Here is an 18,798-nt window from a genome sequence, read left to right on the forward strand (position 1 = left end):
AGCGAGCCTGCTCGCGACAGGGCGATCAAATTCAACAGAAGTGTTGACTGATACTCCGCTATCGCGAGCAGGCTCGCTCCCACATCTGTTCTTTACTAGCCGTCAGTTCGAGGTCTTGGCCATCTGCGTATCCGTCGCACGCCAGATCAACCGAGTGGTGTCATATCCCTGCTGACGCGCCTTGCTCAGCAGCTCTTCGCGCACTACGCCGTTGACCGTCGGGGTCCGTGACAACAGCCACAGATACCGGCGGCTCGGGTCGCCGACAATGGCGGTCTTGTAGTCATCGCTGACGTACAACACCCAGTATTGCCCCTTCGCCACACCCGGCAGCAATCGCGAGAACCAGTTGTCGAACTCGACCCACAACTTGTCGGTCTTGCCCGGCACCTGTGGATAAGCCGTGCCTTTGGCCTCTTCCCATTGCCAATCCGCCGTCAGACAACGGTTCAACACCAGCACGTTACCGTCCGGCTTGAGCGTGTAATGGGCTTCGGATTGCGCACAGTTGCGCTGAAAATACATCGGCAGACGCGCCAACTCGTACCAGGTCCCTTGGTACTTCTTCAAATTGACGCTGGCGACGGTTTTCGGCGCCAATGGATCTTCGCCAGAAGTGGCGCAGCCGGCCAATACCAGGCCGGCAAAAAGGAGGATCAATAACCGTTTCATTGTTTTTCTCCCGCGGGCGCATCGCCCCGGATTACTTCAGGCCTTGGCCGGAAAACATCAACACTTTGTCACCGGCGTACTGCACGCTGATAAAGCTGTTCTTGTCGCCCCAGGTGCAACTGGACATGCCGAGCGCGCCCGAGCAGTCGGTGGGTTTGCCCAACAAGGTTTCCACCTCGGCCTTGGGCATGCCTGTCGACAGCTTCGAATAATTTTCCTGATTGATCTTGCCGCATGCGGCCAGCAACACGCAGAACGAAAGCAAAGCGATGGAACGCAGCGACATGGTGTAGCTCCTGGGGCGAAGGGGAATGGCATGGCTGCCAAGCTGAAGCTTAGAAGAGAAAAGCCCTGTCTGGTTCCCTGACCGAGCGCCTATTTGTTGGGCCGCTCGTCTGCCTTTTGCCGAAAAATCAGCCACTTTCTTTCGCCGTTGAGCATTTCATCGGTTTTGGCAAAAGTCGCCTAATCTTTGGCGCCGGCGAGTCGACATAAATGCAGCGCAAAGCCCGCTCCTGTGGCAAATTGGCGCCCCTTGTTGACCAGCCCCTCCGCGGTAGCTCATTTAATGACCAGAAACATGAAATTCAGCCACAAGATTCTGCTGGCTGCTGCCCTCGTAGTGGCCGTCGCATTCGCTTGTTTCATCCTTTTCAACGACTACCGCCAGCGGCAGACCCTGCGCAGCAGTACCGAATCGTCGATGCAGGAACTCGGCAGCCTGACCACCAGCAACATCCAGACCTGGCTGGAAAGCCGCATTCAGTTGCTGCAGTCGCTGTCCCAGCAGATCGTGGTGGATGGCAGTGCCCTGACCAGCCTCAAGCGGGTCATCGACCTGCCCGCCTACACCAGCAACTTCCAGCTGAGCTACTTTGGTGGCACCGACGGTGTGATGTTTTCGGTTCCGGCCGGCAATCGTGCCGCGGACTACGACCCTCGCGCACGCGGCTGGTACAAGGCAGCCAACAGCGCGCAACAGACCATCGTCACCGAACCCTACATCGCGGCGTCCTCCGGCAAACTGGTGATCACCGTCGCCACGCCGGTACAGCGCCAGGGCCAGATGATCGGCGTCGCCGGCGCCGATATTGACCTGTCCAGCGTCAGCGCGATCATCAACTCGCTGAACTTCGGCGGTCACGGTCATGCGTTTATCGTCAGCGCCGACGGCAAGATCCTGATTCACCCGGACAGCAAACTGGTCCTCAAGAATCTGGCCGACGCCTACCCGAACGGTGCCCCGCAAGTCAGTCCGGGCCTGAAAGAAGTCGAGATCGACGGCAAGCGCCAGTTCATTTCCTTCACTCACGTCAACGGTGTGCCGTCGGCAAACTGGTACGTGGCGCTGGTGCTGGATCAGGACACCGCGTTCTCGATGATCAGCGAATTCCGCACCTCGGCGATCATCGCCATGGTCATCGCCGTAGTGATCATCATCGCGTTGCTGGGCATGCTGATCAGTTTCCTGATGCAGCCGCTGCTGACCATGGGCCGCGCCATGCATGACATCGCCGAAGGCGAAGGTGACCTGACCAAACGCCTGATCATTCACGGCCATGACGAATTCGGTGCGCTGGGCACTTCGTTCAACCGCTTTGTCGAGCGTATTCACACCTCGATCCGCGAAGTGTCCTCGGCCACCGGCCAGGTCAACGAAGTCGCACTGCGGGTCGTCGCCGCGTCCAACTCGTCGATGTTCAACTCCGACCAGCAAGCTTCGCGCACCAGCAGCGTGGCCGCGGCGATCAACGAACTGGGCGCCGCCGCCCAGGAAATCGCCCAGAACGCCGCCCTCGCCTCGCAGCACTCCAGCGACGCGCGCGCCCTGGCCGAAGACGGTCAGCAGGTGGTGGATAAAACCATCGCGGCGATGCAACAGCTCTCGGCGAAGATCAGCGATTCCTGCGGCAACATCGAGACGCTCAACAGCAACACGGTGAACATCGGGCAGATTCTGGAAGTGATCACCAGCATCTCGCAGCAGACCAACCTGCTGGCATTGAACGCCGCCATCGAAGCGGCACGGGCCGGTGAAGCCGGTCGCGGTTTTGCCGTGGTCGCCGATGAAGTGCGCAACCTCGCCCACCGCACCCAGGATTCGGCGCAGCAAGTGCAGAAGATGATCGAGGAACTGCAAGTCGGCGCCCGCGAAGCGGTGAGCACCATGACCGACAGCCAGCGCCAGAGCGAAAGCAGCGTGGGCATCGCCAACCAGGCGGGCGAGCGTCTGGGCAGCGTGACCCAGCGGATCGGCGAGATCGACGGGATGAACCAGTCCGTGGCGACGGCGACCGAAGAGCAGACCGCCGTGGTGGAATCGATCAACGTCGACATCACCGAGATCAACACGCTGAATCAGGAGGGTGTGGAGAACCTGCAGGCGACGTTGCGCGCGTGTTCTGATCTTGAGCAGCAGGCGGCGCGGTTGAAGCAGTTGGTGGGCAGTTTCAGAATCTGAGGCGCTCTTACTGGCCTCATCGCCAGCAGGCTTGCTCCCACAATAGGTTTGTGTCGATCACAAACTCCTGCGGGAGCCAGCCTGCTGGCGATGACGGTATCAGCAGAAATGGAAATCTAAAACCGAGACCCTGGCCCCGAAAGAAACGCCAACTCCTCAGCCGTCGATTCCCTTCCCAATACCGCATTCCTGTGTGGAAACCGCCCAAACCGCGCAATCACCTGCTGATGCTTCTCGGCATAGTTCAGATAGTCGGTAAAAAGTTTCCGCTCGGCCTCCGGGTGCTGTGCCACAAGGTCGATATAGCGCGAGACCGCTTCATTCTGCACCGCCAGATTCTCGCAATGCTCAAACACCAGGTAGATAAACACCCGCTGAATCGGCCGCAACTGTCGATCGAAATCCGCAGCAATGCCTTGCGCTACGAGAGCCTGCGCCCTGGGATCGCCTGCAAAGGATTTGGGAGTGTCGCGAAAGATCATTCGCGGAAGTTGATCGAGCAGCAGCACCAGGGCCAGCCAACCGTCGGGGCGTTGCGCCCAGTCAGTCAATCCGCCGGCCAGTGCCTGCTCGACCCAGTCCCCGAAACGCGTCTGCGCTTCGAGGTCCTGGCTGTCGCGCTTGCCGAACCATAACTTACCCTTCTCTGCCGCTGTTTCGATCGGTGATTCGGCGTTTCCGAACCACCATTCGAGCAACGGCTGCCAGGGCGCGGTCATGGTTTATTCCTTGTGGTAAGCCGTGATGCGTGCGACTTCTTCTTTCGAACCGAGGAACACCGCTACGCGCTGGTGCAAGCCGTCCGGCAGAATGTCGAGGATGCGCTGGTGACCATCGGTGGAGGCGCCGCCGGCTTGTTCAACCAGGAACGACATCGGGTTGGCTTCGTACATCAGACGCAGTTTGCCCGGCTTCGACGGCTCGCGGCTGTCGCGTGGGTACATGAACAAGCCGCCACGGGTCAGGATGCGGTGCACGTCGGCAACCATCGCGGCGACCCAGCGCATGTTGTAGTTCTTTTTCAGCGGGCCTTCGTCGCCGGCCAGCAATTCGCCGACGTAGCGTTGTACCGGCGCTTCCCAGTGACGCTGATTGGACGCATTGATCGCGAACTCCTGGGTGGACTCCGGGATCGTGATGTCTTCATGGGTCAGTACGAAGCTGCCCATTTCACGATCCAGGGTGAAGCCTTTGACGCCATTGCCCAGGGTCAGAACCAGCATGGTCTGTGGACCGTAAATCGCGTAACCGGCGGCAACCTGCTGAGTGCCTGGCTGCAGGAAGGCCTTTTCGTTCAAAGGCTCGTTCTGGGTCAGGTATTCGTTCGGGCAACGCAGCACCGAGAAGATCGTACCGACCGGCGCATTGATGTCGATGTTCGACGAACCGTCCAGCGGGTCAAACACCAGCAGGTAGGCGCCTTTCGGGTATTTGCCCGGGATCTGGTAGGCATTGTCCATTTCTTCGGATGCCATGCCGGCCAGGTGACCGCCCCATTCGTTGGCTTCGAGCAGGATGTCGTTGGACATCACATCAAGCTTCTTCTGCACTTCACCTTGGACGTTTTCGGTGCCCATGCTGCCCAGAACACCACCCAGGGCGCCTTTGGAGACGGCGTGGCTGATTTCTTTACAGGCGCGCGCCACCACTTCGATCAGGAAACGCAGATCGGCAGGGGTGTTGTTGCTACGGGTCTGCTCAATCAAATAGCGACTCAGGGTAACGCGGGACATGGAAGGCTCCGGTGGAATGGGGGGCTAAAAACCCGCGCAGTTTAACGCGAGTCGGGGCGCATTTCCTCCTATCAGACGTGGAACACCCAATAGAGTTCATGTGCCGGGTTCAGCGTAGTTCGAAACGGGCATCTTTACCGTCAGGCAAACCGCTATCGCCAGCAGGCTGGCTCCCACAGGGGAATGCAATTAACTGTGGGAGCCAGCCTGCTGGCGATCGGGTGCGCAGCACCCGCCTTCAAGGTTTGACCGGGGGTTTGCGCAACAAGCTGAACGCCATCGCCGCCAAGAACAGAACGCTCAGCAACAACACCCCCCACAACCCGAACTTCTTCCAGTGGGTCCCAACCTGCGAAGTCGAGGTGGCTGTCGATGTCGGTGTCGCCACCGCCCCGCTATCCACTGTCGCCCTGCCCAACGCCGCCCACTTGGCCGCGCTGTAATCCGGAATCAGCGTCGACAACGGCAGGTTCGCCGCCTTCACCGTCGCGCTGCCCAGCGCCAGCGTATAAGGCCCGGCACCGCGCGCCAGGAACACCAATTGCGTCGAGCGCACGGCAAACTTCACCGTTGGCGCTTCGGCACCCAAGCCACCGCCCCGCTCGTCCACCGTCAGCTTCAACTGCTGAACCGTTTGCCCCGACAGCTGCAACTCGTTCTGCACCACGTCCTGGCCACTCTGGGTCAGGCGATAAAGCAAACCGCTGCTCAACGGCTGCCACGGCAGACTGCTGTCCCGACGACCGGACAAGGTCACCGGCGCCAGGCTGTTCGGCTGACTCAACTCGACCTGCAAGCGCTCGACATTCAGCCCCATCGGCAATTGCCAGGTGTATTCCCCGGCCTTCACGCTGCTGCCGGCCAACGCTTGCGACCAGACCAACGGCAGCGGCAGGCTGCGGGTGCTGGCGCTTTCCAGTTGCGCCGACGTCAGCGTCGGCGCCGACTGCGGCGTGCTCCACAACAAACGCAGGTAGCGCGCTGATTGACCCGGCAAACCGACTTCATGCTGCTCGACCCGCTCGTCGGCAAACGTCAGCCGCGCCACCTGCCCGTCACCCCACGACTGCCAATGCTGCAAGTCGTCGCTGGCTTCGATACTGAAACGCTGGAAGCCGTCGCGCTCGCTGGTCCAGTCGAGGATCAACTGCTGCAGCGGTGCCTTGATGCCGCTGGCGTCGAGCAACCAGCCACGCAGCACTTCTTCGCCCACCTCCAGCTGACTCGACGGCTGCACTTCGACCAGCGTGCCATTGGCGCTCGATTGCACCCGCACACTCGGCGCACGCTCGGTGTCGTCCGCGGAGTTGTACAGCGGGAACCACTTCACATCGGTCAGGGTACGGTTTTCGCTGGTTTTCGCGGTTTCCCGCGCCAAGGCATAGGCCTGAGCTTCGCCTGCCGCATTGAACACGCGCACGTCGCTCAGGTCGGTCTGCCGCGCGTTCAATTGCACGGCCAAGGGTAATTCGAGGCGATACCACGGCCCCTCGCCACTCACGGTCAACGGCACTTGCGTGGCGAAATCCACCGGTTTTTCCTGCGCGCCGGCCGACAGCGCCATACCCATGGCAACAACGCCCAACCAGACCAGGTTCAGCTTCGAACTCAAGATGACACTCCTTCGGTTTGCGGGGCCGGGTTTTCAGGTTCCGGCGCGGCGTCGGCACGCTTGGGTGGCAACGGAGCGAGATAGCCCACCACCAACAGCAACACACCCACACCGATAAACGAGACGATCCGCGCCAGCCCGCCACGGTTACTCAATTCGACAAAGAACAGTTTCGCGACCACGACGCCGATCAACGCCGCGCCAATCAGCCAGACTTCACGACGATGTCGTAGATGGCCGCCGATCATCAGACTCAGGGCCATCAAGGTCCAGACGATCGACAGACCGGCCTGCACCTGCATGGACGCGAGCAGCAGATCCAGCTCGAACGGGACGCCGCCCCAATGATGAGCCGTGCGGTTCACCAGCGCGGTGAAGAACGCAAACAGTGAAACGCCGGCGATCAGTTGTGTGGCGTGATCGAAGGTGTCCTTGCGGATCGCCAGTCGCGTCACCGCGCTGCGCGCCCAGACATAAACCCCGAACAGCGCAAACAGCAGGCCCAATTCCAGCGGATTGATCAGCGGTACGTAAGGCAACGGTTCGGCCGTACCGTCGCTGACGATGTTCGCCAGCCAGAACCAGCCGAGCATCAGCACCGCCAGAGGTGCTGCCGCGTACAAGCGGTATTCACGCGCGTATGCCGACACTGGCCAAGGCCCGTTGCGTGGCGCAGCCATCAGCACCAGATACAGGCTCGGCAGTATCGCCCAACCCAACCAGCGCCAGGCGTTGTACTGCTCGGACAACAACAGCAGGCCGTAGCGCAATTCCAGCGCCAGCACCCCGATCAACAGCCAGCAGCCGAGCACATGAGCAGTGCTCAAGGCACGCGCCGGCAGCATCGGTGCCAGACGCCGCAGCGAGATGAAATGCACGACAAACACCGCCGCCCAGGCCAGCCAACCGAAATCCGCCGCCGGGTGATAACGCGAGTGCCAAGCGGCGAGCAACACCACACCCGCGGCCGGTATCAGCAAGGTGCTGACCAAGCCCAGCGACGGCCATTTCAGGCGCAACGCCAACACGGCCCACACCGCCACACTCACCGCAGCGACCGTCAGCAGCAACGTCGCTTGAAGATTCACCGGCGCAAACCGCAGCACATCACTGATCCATGCCAGCGCCCACCATCCCGCGCCCCACACCAGCAGCACTTCGGACAAGCGCTGCAAACTCAACGCGTCAAACGCCGAAGCATGGTTGCCGAGCTGCAAGCGCCAGGCGCCAACCAATGCGGCCAATCCCAACACCAGCGGCGTCCAGAAACCGCTGTGCGCCAGCGGTTTCAATCCTTCGCTGGCCAGCGGCCCGAGCAGATCCGGCCCTGCTAACAGAAACGCCGTGCCGCCAATCACCTGCAGCAGCAGGCCGAAGACAAAACTTACGCGCTGCTTCAGATACAGGCTCAGCCAGATGATAAACAAACCACTGGCCGCCCACACCGCGCTCGCGGTTTGCCATGGCAGCACGAACAGCACCGCCAGATTGATCAGCACCAGACCGGCCAGCAACACCACCGACAAACCGCGCAACAGCCGAACGTCGCTACGCACCATGTCGTCTCGCGCTGCCAGCAGCATGCCGGCGATCAACGCCAGACCGATCAGGGACGCGCTGAGCAAGCCGCTCCAGCCTGCACTGAACACCGCGCCGGACTCACCGCTTGCGCCTTGCAGTCGCAACAGGAACAACGCGCCCCCCAGCAACTGCACGGCAAACGCGGTAAACAGGAAGGCGCGCGATTGCAGGCGCAGGCCGACAAACAATGTCGCCAGACCGGCCAGCGCCCAACTGATCGCCGTACCGTGGGTGAAGAAAAACAGCGGCGCCAGCAGATAGAGAAAGGTCAGGCCGAGGCACGCCAACACCGGCAAGCTTTTGCGCTCCCACTCCGACGTTTGCTCGGGCAAGGCGTTGCGCAATTGGTAGAAGCTGAACAGCAACGCCACACCGAGCATCAACGCGCCCAGCGGCGCGCCGTCGAGCAGGCTGCTTTCGCCGATCCGCAACTCGCTGAGAAACGCCAGCGCCGACCCCAGTTGCAGCAGCAAGGCAAATGCACGGGCCAGTGGTCGTTGCTGGCGCAGGCCGAGCCAGAAAATCCCGGCGCCTTCAACGGCCCAGGCGGCGGAGGTCCAACGCGCATCGAGGCCCAATGGAATCGCCAGGCTGGCGAAGATCACGCCCAGCGCCAGACAGGTTTCCGCCAGCAGCAGCGCCCGTCCTCCCATCAGCAGACGCGCAAGTCCCATGTAGATCATGCCCAGCGCGAGGGCGCTGAAAGCGGCGGCGAATTCCAGGTGCTGCACCAGCGCGAACTGCAAGCCGAAACCCACCAGGGGCGGGCCGAACAGCATTGTGCCGTCGACGTAATCACCTTTACGCGCCGACCAGCGCAGCAGTGCCTCACGGCTGTCGTCCTCGGGCGCGTCGCTCATTTCCAGCAACTTGCGCCGTGTGAACAGCAGGCCGATGGCCAGGTACATCAGGAAAAACAGAATCAGAAACGGTTCGGTGCTCCACAGCAATTCCGGCGTGTAGGAGCGCAGGCCCCAGGCGAAACCGATGCCGAAGGTGCCGACGAAGCCGATCAGGTTGAGCAGCCGCCAGGCCTTGAACCAGGCGATGGCGAGGATGCCGGCATTGAGCAAGGCGAAGTAGCTGAACAGCGCGACGTGGTTGCCGGCGCCGGTAGACGTCAGGATCGGCGCGGCGAAACCACCCAGCGCTGCGGCGCAGGCCAATGCCAGCGAGTCCTGAGTGATGGCCAGAATGGCCGAGAACACCGTTACCACTACCAGCAACCCAAGCGCCGCCGTCGGATCGAGCAATGGATGCAAACGCATGGCCGCAAACACCGTCAGGTACAACACGGCAATCCCGGTGCCTTGCAGCATCAACGCATAGTGATTGTTGCGATGACGCAGCCACCAGCCCAGACCGAGCAGGCCCAACGCCGCCACTGCCACACCGGCGTAACGCAGCTCAATCGGCACCACCATGCCTTCGGTGGCATAACGCAGCAGAAACGCCAGACCGAGGAACAACAGCACCACGCCGACCCGCAGCACGGTGTTGCCTCCGAACAGCCAGTTGCGTGCGCTGCTGATGGCCCGTTCGATGAAATTTGGGCCGCGCGGAGCGACGGGTTGCTGCGGCTCGCGGGCGACTGGCTCGGCTTTCCAGACATCGTCGGGCAAGGGACGACTGGCTTGCGTCGCCGTCGCGGTGATCGGTTCGAATTCGGGGGGAAGCTCCCAGACCATCTCCGGAGCCGAGACCGGGATTTCTTCGAGAATGAATACAGGAGAGGGGCCGGGGTCGCTGGCAACCGGTTCCTCGGCAACCGGCTCGCTGGCTTCGGGTGTCTTGACGCCAGACACCTCCAGCAAGGCCAGGCGCTGCTGGACCGCATGCAGCGCTACTTGCGCCTGTTCCAGCAGAAGGCGCTGTTCCGCCGCTTGTGTGCCCAAACGACCGATGCGAACGGCTTGGCCGATCCCCAACCCGAGCAACGCGCCCAACAGCGCGTCGCTGAACGACTCGTCGAGTATCCAGCCCAGCACCAGCCCAATCAGCATGAACATCCATTGCATGGTCGATATCCCTAAGCGCAGTGGCCAATCCGAGAAGATTAGCGCAGCCCGTACAGCAAAGATCGCAGCCTTCGGCAGCTCCTAAACCGACCGCGTTCACCCAATGTTAGGTGAACGCCGACTGTAGGAGCTGCCGAAGGCTGCGATCTTTTCCGGCGCGCCAGTATATCGAGCCGATTGAAGACTTACTCCAATGCCTTCCAGATATCCGTGGCGTACTCGCGAATAGTCCGGTCAGAGGAGAACCAGCCCATCCGGGACGTGTTCAACACCGCTGAACGCCACCATTGGTTCGAATCGTGCCAATGGGCTTCCACACGCATCTGCGCCTCCCAGTAGGAATCGAAATCGGCGCAGACCAGGAAGCGGTCGTAGTCAATCAGCGAATCGATCAAGCCGGTGTAGCGGGACGGATCGTCCGGCGAAAACACTCCGCCGCGAATCGCTTGCAGCACGTCATTCAGTCGATGCGACGCGGCAATGTCCGGCACCGCGCTGAACTCGTGGTTCTGCTTGCGAGCTTCAACCTGCTGCGCGCTGAGGCCGAAGATGAACATGTGCTCGGCGCCGATGCGTTCGCACATTTCCACGTTGGCGCCGTCCAGGGTGCCGATGGTCAGCGCGCCGTTGAGGCCGAACTTCATGTTACTGGTGCCCGAGGCTTCAAAACCTGCGGTGGAAATCTGCTCCGACAAATCCGCCGCCGGAATGATGCTCTCCGCCAGGCTGACGTTGTAGTTGGGCAGGAACACCACTTTGAGCAAACCGCGCACGGTCGGGTCGTTGTTCACCACCCGGGCGATGTCGTTGGTGAGTTTGATGATCAGCTTGGCCTGGTGATAACTGGCGGCGGCCTTGCCGGCGAAGATCTTCACCCGTGGCACCCAGTCGATTTCCGGCTCGGCGCGGATCGCCTGGTACAGCGCGACGGTGTGCAGCAGGTTGAGCAACTGGCGTTTGTATTCGTGGATCCGCTTGACCTGCACGTCGAACATCGCTGCCGGGTTGACCGCGACCCCAAGCCGCTCATGAATGATGTACGCCAGGGCTTTCTTGCTGTGCAGGCGCTGCTCGGCGAACGCTTTGCGGAACGCGGCTTTTTCAGCGAAGGGTTCCAGATCGAGCAAGCGCTCTTCCGGGTTATCCAGAAGATCAGGGCCGAGGGCGTCGACCAGCATCGAGGTCAACTCCGAGTTGGCCTGATACAGCCAGCGGCGGAAGGTGATCCCGTTGGTTTTGTTGTTGATCCGTTCCGGGTAGATCTTGTGCAGTTCGGAGAACACGGTCTTGCGCATCAGCTGCGTGTGCAGCCCGGACACGCCGTTGACGCTGTGGGAGCCGAGAAACGCGAGGTTGCCCATGCGCACGCGGCGTCCGTTGTCCTCTTCGATGAGCGACACTGCACGCAGCACGTCGAAATCGTGAATGCCTTTGGCCCGCAGCGAGTCGATGTGCTGAGCGTTGATCAGATAAATGATCTGCATGTGCCGCGGCAGCATCCGCTCCATCAAACCGACCGGCCAGGTTTCCAGCGCCTCCGGCAACAGCGTGTGGTTGGTGTACGAGAGCGTGTCGACGGTGACCTGCCATGCAGCGTCCCACGCCACGTCGTAGACATCGACCAACTGACGCATCAGCTCGGCAACGGCAATGGACGGGTGAGTATCGTTGAGCTGGATCGCCGCGTGATCGCCCAGGGTCAGCACCGAGGTGTGCATGTTGCGATGGCGGCGCAGCAAATCCTGGAGAGACGCCGCGACAAAAAAGTATTCCTGACGCAGGCGCAGCTCCTGGCCGGCTTCGGTACTGTCCGCCGGGTAGAGCACGCGGGAAATACTTTCCGCCCGGGCCACTTCCGCGACCGCGCCCAAGTGGTCGCCGGCATTGAAGCGCTCAAGGTGCAAATCTTCCATCGCACGGGCACGCCACAAGCGCAGCGTGTTGACGCTCGCCCCGCGCCAGCCGACCACCGGGGTGTCATACGCAATGGCGCGCACGGTTTCAGCCGGGGACCAGACTTGCCTGGATTTGCCGCTGTCGTCGGTGACGGTTTCAACGCTGCCGCCAAAGCCGATCGGGTAAACGACTTCGGGGCGCTCGAATTCCCATGGGTTACCGAAATCCAGCCAATGCTCGGTCTGTTCCTGCTGCCAGCCATCGACAATCGCCTGACGGAACAAGCCGTGTTCATACCGAATGCCGTAGCCGTGGCCGGCGATGCCGAGGGTCGACATACTTTCCATGAAGCACGCCGCCAGACGACCGAGGCCACCGTTACCCAGGGCCGCATCAGGCTCCAGCAGGCGGATGCGCTCGATGTCGACGCCGAGTTCGGTCATGGCCTCGCGGGCAACGTCCAGCAGGCCGAGGTTGCTCAGGCTGTCGTAGAGCAGCCGGCCGATGAGAAATTCCAGGGAGAGGTAGTAAACCCGCTTCTGACCTTTGCGGTAGATCTGCCGGGTGTGATCCATCCAGTGCTCGACCATGTGATCGCGCGCGGCCAGCGCAATGGCTTCGAACCAGTCGTGGTCGAAGGCGTGATCCGGGTCTTTACCCACCGCGTAGGTGAGTTTGGTCAAGACGGCGTCGCGAAATGCGGCCACCTCTGCTTCGCGAACAAGTGGTTCTTGAGTCATCGATAAGACCTCGAGCGAGCGTGAAGTAGTTGAGCCTAGACGGTCAGACAGACGGCGTGGGCTCTGGTTCGGCAGTTTTTCCTGTTAGTGCGAGATAGGCCGGCATTACATTGTCGTGTGCCTGAATCAATGCAGGGGCCGTGCCGGATTAACGGTGTTTATTTCACGACCAAGAAAAAATCTGGCGAAAGGTTGTTCAAAAATCCACCAGTCCCGGTATGATCGCGCGCCCTGATACACACGCTGGTAACAACTGATGATGAAGCCCAACCTGATCGCCGCCGCAGAAATCGATCGTCTCGATACCTGGGCCAAATATTCTGCGCCGATGTGCGGCTCGTGTGTATCCAGCTGCTGCACCCTGCCGGTCGAGGTCAAGATCAAGGATCTGATCCGCATCGGTATCGTCGACGAGTTCGAGCGCGGCGAACCGGCGAAGAACATCGCCAAGCGGTTGCAGAAGGAAGGGATCGTCGAGCGCTACAGCCAGAAAACCGAGATCTTCACCCTCCAGCGCATGAGCAATAACGATTGCCTGTACCTGGATCGTAAGAGCCGTCTGTGCACTATTTATGAAAAGCGCCCGGATACTTGCCGCAATCACCCGAAAATCGGACCGCGGCCGGGGTATTGCGCTTACAAGCCAAAGGAAGTGGCGCGCGAGACCAGCAGTAGCCGTCGTACCCTCGAAAAATTTTGATCCTCAGCCTGTGAACTGTGGCGAGGGAGCTTGCTCCCGCTTGAGTGCATAGCACTCAGAAAATCAGCTAGCTGCAAAACTCTGGGGCCGCTACGCAGCCCAGCGCGAGCAAGCTCGCTCGCCACAGTGACCGCACAAACCCCGGACAAACAAAAACGCCCCCGACCTTGCGGTCGGGGGCGTTTTTTTAAGCCTTAACTAAGTCGAAACTCAGTTGCCGCTTTTCTTGGCAGCGCGGGTACGCTCGCTTTCGCCCAGGATCTTCTTGCGAAGACGGATGGACTTAGGAGTGACTTCGCACAGTTCGTCTTCTTGCACGAACTCAAGCGCTTGTTCCAGGGTGAAACGGATAGGCGGAACCAGAGCGATGGTTTCGTCTTTACCCGAAGCACGCATGTTGTCGAGCTTCTTGCCTTTGGTTGGGTTGACGCCCAGGTCGTTGTCGCGGCTGTTGATGCCGACGATTTGACCTTCGTACACGTCTTCACCGTGACCCAGGAACAGTTTGCCGCGAGCTTGCAGGGTTTCCAGCGAGTAAGTCAGAGCCTTACCGGTAGCAACCGAAACCAGCACGCCGTTCTGACGGCCGGACATGTCGCCGGACTTCATCACGTCGTAACGGTCGAAGATCGAGGTCAGGATGCCTGCACCGGAGGTCAGGGTCAGGAACTCGTTACGGAAGCCGATCAGGCCACGGGCCGGGATGTTGTACTCAAGGCGCACACGGCCCTTGCCATCCGGAACCATGTTGGTCAGGTCGCCCTTACGGATACCGATCTGCTCCATGATCGAACCTTGCGATTCTTCCGGCAGGTCGATGGTCACGTTTTCGTACGGTTCGTGCTTGACGCCGTCAACCATGCGGATGATCACTTCCGGACGACCAACACCCATTTCGAAGCCTTCGCGACGCATGGTTTCGATCAGTACCGAGAGGTGCAGCTCACCACGGCCGGAGACTTTGAACTTGTCAGCCGAGTCGCCTTCTTCAACGCGCAGAGCAACGTTGTACAGCAGCTCTTTGTCCAGACGTTCCTTGATGTTACGGGAAGTCACGAACTTGCCTTCTTTACCGCAGAAAGGCGAGTCGTTTACCTGGAAGGTCATGGAAACGGTTGGCTCGTCAACGGTCAGCGGCTTCATCGCTTCGACGTTCAGTGGGTCGCACAGAGTGTCGGAGATGAACAGCTGGTCGAAGCCGCTGATGCAGACGATGTCGCCGGCAGCTGCTTCTTCAACGTCGATACGGTGCAGGCCGTGGTGACCCATCAGCTTCAGGATACGACCGTTACGCTTCTTGCCGTCGGCGTCGATAGCGACAACCGGAGTGTTCGGCTTGATGCGGCCACGAGCGATACGGCCAACGCCGATAACACCCAGGAAGCTGTTGTAGTCCAGAGCAGAGATCTGCATCTGGAACGGACCGTCACGGTCGACTTTCGGCGCAGGTACGTTGTCGACGATCGACTGGTACAGCGGGGTCATGTCTTCAGCCATGTCGGTGTGTTCCAGACCGGCAATACCGTTCAGGGCCGAGGCGTAGACGACTTTGAAGTCCAACTGTTCTTCGGTGGCACCCAGGTTGTCGAACAGGTCGAAGATCTGGTCCAGAACCCAATCCGGACGCGCGCCTGGACGGTCAACCTTGTTGATGACCACGATCGGACGCAGGCCGGCTTCGAAAGCCTTCTTGGTCACGAAACGGGTTTGCGGCATAGGGCCGTCTTGAGCGTCAACCAGCAGCAGAACGGAGTCAACCATCGACATTACGCGTTCAACTTCGCCGCCGAAGTCGGCGTGGCCCGGGGTATCCACGATGTTGATGTGGTAGCCGTTCCAGTTGATGGCGGTGTTTTTCGCCAGAATGGTAATACCGCGCTCTTTCTCCTGGTCGTTGGAGTCCATCACGCGCTCGTCGTTGAGCTCGTTGCGCTCCAGGGTGCCGGATTGACGCAAGAGTTTGTCTACCAGGGTGGTTTTACCATGGTCAACGTGAGCAATGATGGCGATGTTGCGTAGATTTTCGATCACTTGTGTATCTCGATCAGAGGATTCGGTGTGCTGACAAGTCTTGGCAGCGATTAACAGTAGAGTCAGGCCTTGCCGTTACAGCTTGACGGCAGAGTCGGGGGGCCGGTGACGCAGGCCACAGGCAAACAGCCCCGGGCTCTTAGCTCGGTCGATAAACGCGCACATTGGCATGCCCCTCACTGAGCAAATGGTGGGCATGCAGGCGACTCATCACGCCTTTGTCGCAATACAGCAGGTACTGGCGAGTAGGGTCCAGTTCCTTGAAACGAGCGTTCAATGCATAAAACGGCATCGCTTGTACCTCAATGCCAGCGAGTTCCAGCGGCTCGTCTTCAGCGGCATCCGGGTGTCGGATATCGATGATGATCTGGCCCGCCAGTGCTTCGCTGACTTCTTCGATCTGCAAGTCCTGGCCCAATTCGTCGATCACGCGATCGATCGGCACCAGTTTGGCGTTCTCGAGCGCACGCTCAAGGACCGCCATGTCGAATTCTTTCTCTTCATGCTCCACGCGCGGACGCTTGGCGTGGGTCTTGGGGTTCACCGAAATGACCCCGCAATACTCCGGCATGTGCTTGGCGAAGTCGGCAGTGCCGATTTCGTTGGCCAGGTCGATGATGTCCTGCTTGTGACTGGCGATCAGCGGACGCAAGACCAGCTTGTCGGTCACGCAGTCGATCACGGACAGGTTCGGCAGCGTCTGGCTGGAAACCTGGGAAATCGCTTCACCGGTGACCAGCGCTTCGATGTCCAGCCGATCGGCAATACGGGAAGCAGCGCGCAACATCATACGCTTCAAAACTACACCCATATGACTGTTATCGACTTTCCCGAGAATTTCTCCCAGTACTTCCTCGAACGGCACACTGACAAATAACACGCGTTGGGAGCTGCCGTACTTCTTCCAGATGAAGTGCGCCACTTCCATGACGCCCAGTTCATGGGCCCGCCCGCCCAGATTGAAGAAGCAGAAATGGCTCATCAGGCCACGGCGCATGATCTGGTAGGCCGCAACAGTGGAATCGAAGCCGCCGGACATCAGCACAAGCGTCTGTTCCAGGGCACCCAGCGGATAACCGCCGATGCTGTTGTGCTGGCTGTGGATCACAAACAACCGTTTGTCGCGAATTTCGATGCGAACTTCGATTTCCGGCTCTTTCAGCGAGATTCCGGCGGCGCCGCACTGACGACGCAGTTGGCTGCCGACGTATTTCTCGACATCCATCGAACTGAATTCATGCTTGCCGGCGCGTTTGCAGCGCACCGAAAAAATCTTCCCGGCCAGCGAATCACCGAAGTGCAGCTTGCACTTGGCGACGATGTCATCGAAGTCGCCCAACGGGTACTCGTCGACCTGCAGGAAATGCGCGATGCCCGGCATGCAGCTCAGGCGCTCGGTCATGTCCTTCAGGACTTTAGGCTCAGTAACGCGGGTTTCAAGCTCGAGATTGTCCCACACACCGTTCACCACCACGGCCGGGTCCAGGTCACGGAGCACGGTGCGGATGTTTTTGGCCAACTGGCGGATGAAACGCATCCGTACCGGGCGGCTCTTGATGGTGATCTCGGGGAAGACTTTTACGATTAGTTTCATGAAAACAGCGCGCGCTGGGCCAGCCGAAAAAGGGGGGCGCGGATTATAGCGGAAATTGCTCAAGGTTTAACCAGTTAATGTGCAGAAGGTTTTCAGCGCACCAAAACGGGTCGTTTATTGGTTTCGACGCTACATTGTAGGGCGACATTTTGCCCCTCAATGCGATTTGTGCCTTTATAAGCGTGATATTGGGGCAAAAAACCCATGCTGGGGCACTGGCATGCAATTTGCTCCCTTGTGAGGCAGGTTGCCTTGGCAGAGTATTCGCGCCGGCATCACCCACATTCTAAGGGCATCCACTACTAAGCCCGAAGCCACCCGGAGGACACTATGTCGAAGTCGGTTCAACTCATCAAAGATCATGACGTCAAGTGGATTGATCTGCGCTTCACGGACACCAAAGGCACTCAGCACCACGTGACCATGCCGGCTCGCGACGCGCTGGATGAAGCTTTCTTCGAAGAAGGCAAAATGTTCGACGGTTCCTCCATCGCTGGCTGGAAAGGCATCGAAGCCTCCGACATGATCCTGATGCCGGACGACAGCACTGCCGTCCTCGACCCGTTCACCGAAGAGCCGACCCTGATCCTGGTTTGCGACGTGATCGAGCCTTCGACCATGCAAGGCTACGACCGCGACCCACGTGCGATCGCCAAACGCGCCGAGGAATACCTGAAGTCGACCGGTATCGGTGACACCGTATTCGTTGGTCCGGAACCAGAATTCTTCATCTTCGACGAAGTGAAGTTCAAGTCCGATATCTCTGGCTCCATGTTCAAAATCTTCTCCGAACAAGGTTCGTGGATGTCCGACCAGGACGTGGAAGGCGGCAACCGTGGCCACCGTCCAGGCGTCAAAGGCGGCTACTTCCCTGTTCCGCCGTTCGACCACGACCACGAAATCCGTACCTCCATGTGCAACGCCATGGAAGAAATGGGCCTGGTCATCGAAGTTCACCACCACGAAGTGGCGACTGCCGGTCAGAACGAAATCGGCGTGAAGTTCAACACCCTGGTCGCCAAGGCTGACGAAGTTCAGACCCTGAAGTACTGCGTACATAACGTTGCTGACGCATACGGCCGCACCGCGACCTTCATGCCTAAGCCTCTTTACGGCGACAACGGTTCGGGTATGCACGTTCACCTGTCCATCGCCAAAGATGGCAAGAACACCTTCGCTGGCGAAGGCTATGCCGGCCTGTCCGACACCGCCCTGTACTTCATCGGCGGCATCATCAAGCACGGCAAGGCCCTGAACGGCTTCACCAACCCGTCGACCAACTCCTACAAGCGTCTGGTCCCAGGTTTCGAAGCTCCGGTAATGCTGGCCTACTCGGCTCGCAACCGTTCCGCTTCGATCCGTATTCCTTACGTGTCCAGCCCACGCGCTCGCCGTATCGAAGCCCGCTTCCCGGATCCAGCAGCCAACCCATACCTGGGCTTCGCTGCACTGCTGATGGCTGGCCTGGACGGCATCCAGAACAAGATCCACCCTGGCGACGCAGCTGACAAAAACCTGTACGACCTGCCGCCTGAAGAGGCGAAAGAGATCCCACAAGTTTGCGGCAGCCTGAAAGAAGCCCTGGAAGAGCTGGACAAAGGTCGCGCGTTCCTGACCAAAGGCGGCGTGTTCTCCGATGACTTCATCGACGCTTACATCGCGCTGAAAAGCGAAGAAGAAATCAAGGTCCGCACCTTCGTACACCCACTGGAATACGAGCTGTACTACAGCTGCTGATCCGGTAGCGCTGCGGCACGCGG

At 59.9% G+C, this 18,798-nt stretch carries 12 protein-coding genes and 1 pseudogene; 4 read left to right on the plus strand and 9 right to left on the minus strand.

What is annotated here, in order from left to right; all coding sequences use genetic code 11:
- Window positions 1–102: 102 nt before the first annotated feature.
- Complete coding sequence (locus ACM6I5_RS07455) at window positions 103–672, minus strand: lipocalin family protein (protein WP_017336078.1); 570 nt, start codon at window positions 670–672, stop codon at window positions 103–105.
- Window positions 673–703: 31 nt separating this feature from the next.
- Entirely contained in the window at window positions 704–958 is a 255-nt protein-coding gene (locus tag ACM6I5_RS07460; RefSeq protein WP_007907841.1) for a hypothetical protein, read from the minus strand.
- Window positions 959–1,252: 294 nt separating this feature from the next.
- On the opposite strand from ACM6I5_RS07460, the pseudogene ACM6I5_RS07465 reads away from it, so the two are divergent.
- Window positions 1,253–2,275: pseudogene (locus ACM6I5_RS07465) on the plus strand (cache domain-containing protein); the annotation flags it as partial.
- Between the two features lie 93 nt (window positions 2,276–2,368).
- On the plus strand, window positions 2,369–3,133 hold the full coding sequence (locus ACM6I5_RS07470; protein ID WP_371927683.1) for a methyl-accepting chemotaxis protein: 765 nt from the start codon (window positions 2,369–2,371) through the stop codon (window positions 3,131–3,133).
- 116 nt (window positions 3,134–3,249) lie between these two features.
- On the opposite strand, the gene ACM6I5_RS07475 is transcribed toward ACM6I5_RS07470, so the two are convergent.
- The 5 genes from ACM6I5_RS07475 to ACM6I5_RS07495 all read right to left on the minus strand — a co-directional run bounded on the left by ACM6I5_RS07475 (window position 3,250) and on the right by ACM6I5_RS07495 (window position 12,713).
- On the minus strand, window positions 3,250–3,852 hold the full coding sequence (locus tag ACM6I5_RS07475) for a DUF924 family protein (RefSeq protein WP_017336076.1): 603 nt from the start codon (window positions 3,850–3,852) through the stop codon (window positions 3,250–3,252).
- A gap of 3 nt (window positions 3,853–3,855) precedes the next feature.
- Window positions 3,856–4,866, minus strand: a complete 1,011-nt coding sequence (locus ACM6I5_RS07480; protein WP_017336075.1) for a class 1 fructose-bisphosphatase — start codon at window positions 4,864–4,866, stop codon at window positions 3,856–3,858.
- 238 nt (window positions 4,867–5,104) lie between these two features.
- The gene (locus tag ACM6I5_RS07485; RefSeq protein WP_017336074.1) at window positions 5,105–6,478 is read right to left on the minus strand and encodes a DUF3999 domain-containing protein; all 1,374 of its coding nucleotides are present in this window, start codon (window positions 6,476–6,478) and stop codon (window positions 5,105–5,107) included.
- Entirely contained in the window at window positions 6,475–10,077 is a 3,603-nt protein-coding gene (locus ACM6I5_RS07490; protein WP_414883479.1) for a DUF2339 domain-containing protein, read from the minus strand. Before ACM6I5_RS07490 ends, ACM6I5_RS07485 begins: the two co-directional genes overlap by 4 nt.
- 185 nt (window positions 10,078–10,262) lie before the next feature.
- Window positions 10,263–12,713: a glycogen/starch/alpha-glucan phosphorylase gene (locus tag ACM6I5_RS07495; protein WP_017336072.1), complete on the minus strand. Its 2,451-nt coding sequence runs from the start codon at window positions 12,711–12,713 to the stop codon at window positions 10,263–10,265.
- A gap of 259 nt (window positions 12,714–12,972) precedes the next feature.
- Between ACM6I5_RS07495 and ACM6I5_RS07500 the strand changes: the two genes are divergently transcribed.
- Window positions 12,973–13,413: a YkgJ family cysteine cluster protein gene (locus ACM6I5_RS07500; RefSeq protein ID WP_027922155.1), complete on the plus strand. Its 441-nt coding sequence runs from the start codon at window positions 12,973–12,975 to the stop codon at window positions 13,411–13,413.
- A gap of 210 nt (window positions 13,414–13,623) precedes the next feature.
- Here the strand turns inward: ACM6I5_RS07500 and typA are convergent, their stop codons facing one another.
- Both typA and thiI read right to left on the minus strand, forming a co-directional pair.
- Window positions 13,624–15,444 carry a translational GTPase TypA gene (gene typA, locus ACM6I5_RS07505; RefSeq protein WP_017336070.1) on the minus strand — a complete coding sequence of 607 codons (1,821 nt, stop codon included), beginning with the start codon at window positions 15,442–15,444 and terminating at the stop codon, window positions 13,624–13,626.
- 139 nt (window positions 15,445–15,583) lie between these two features.
- Window positions 15,584–17,038, minus strand: coding sequence for a tRNA uracil 4-sulfurtransferase ThiI (gene thiI, locus ACM6I5_RS07510; RefSeq protein WP_017336069.1), 1,455 nt, complete (start codon window positions 17,036–17,038; stop codon window positions 15,584–15,586).
- 330 nt (window positions 17,039–17,368) lie between these two features.
- Between thiI and glnA the strand changes: the two genes are divergently transcribed.
- Window positions 17,369–18,775: a glutamate--ammonia ligase gene (glnA, locus tag ACM6I5_RS07515; protein ID WP_017336068.1), complete on the plus strand. Its 1,407-nt coding sequence runs from the start codon at window positions 17,369–17,371 to the stop codon at window positions 18,773–18,775.
- The last annotated feature ends 23 nt before the right edge of the window (window positions 18,776–18,798 follow it).

The sequence above is a fragment of the Pseudomonas sp. IT-P171 genome (assembly GCF_949767765.1).
In the GTDB taxonomy this organism is placed as follows: domain Bacteria; phylum Pseudomonadota; class Gammaproteobacteria; order Pseudomonadales; family Pseudomonadaceae; genus Aquipseudomonas; species Aquipseudomonas fluorescens_B.

What these genes read in the sequence shown, in the direction of transcription:
- ACM6I5_RS07455 (WP_017336078.1), bottom strand. Translation starts at nt 672, where the DNA reads ATGAAACGGTTATTGATCCTCCTTTTTGCCGGCCTGGTATTGGCCGGC.
- ACM6I5_RS07460 (WP_007907841.1), bottom strand. Translation starts at nt 958, where the DNA reads ATGTCGCTGCGTTCCATCGCTTTGCTTTCGTTCTGCGTGTTGCTGGCC.
- ACM6I5_RS07470 (WP_371927683.1), top strand. Translation starts at nt 2,369, where the DNA reads ATGTTCAACTCCGACCAGCAAGCTTCGCGCACCAGCAGCGTGGCCGCG.
- ACM6I5_RS07475 (WP_017336076.1), bottom strand. Translation starts at nt 3,852, where the DNA reads ATGACCGCGCCCTGGCAGCCGTTGCTCGAATGGTGGTTCGGAAACGCC.
- ACM6I5_RS07480 (WP_017336075.1), bottom strand. Translation starts at nt 4,866, where the DNA reads ATGTCCCGCGTTACCCTGAGTCGCTATTTGATTGAGCAGACCCGTAGC.
- ACM6I5_RS07490 (WP_414883479.1), bottom strand. Translation starts at nt 10,077, where the DNA reads ATGCAATGGATGTTCATGCTGATTGGGCTGGTGCTGGGCTGGATACTC.
- ACM6I5_RS07495 (WP_017336072.1), bottom strand. Translation starts at nt 12,713, where the DNA reads ATGACTCAAGAACCACTTGTTCGCGAAGCAGAGGTGGCCGCATTTCGC.
- ACM6I5_RS07500 (WP_027922155.1), top strand. Translation starts at nt 12,973, where the DNA reads ATGAAGCCCAACCTGATCGCCGCCGCAGAAATCGATCGTCTCGATACC.
- thiI (WP_017336069.1), bottom strand. Translation starts at nt 17,038, where the DNA reads ATGAAACTAATCGTAAAAGTCTTCCCCGAGATCACCATCAAGAGCCGC.
- glnA (WP_017336068.1), top strand. Translation starts at nt 17,369, where the DNA reads ATGTCGAAGTCGGTTCAACTCATCAAAGATCATGACGTCAAGTGGATT.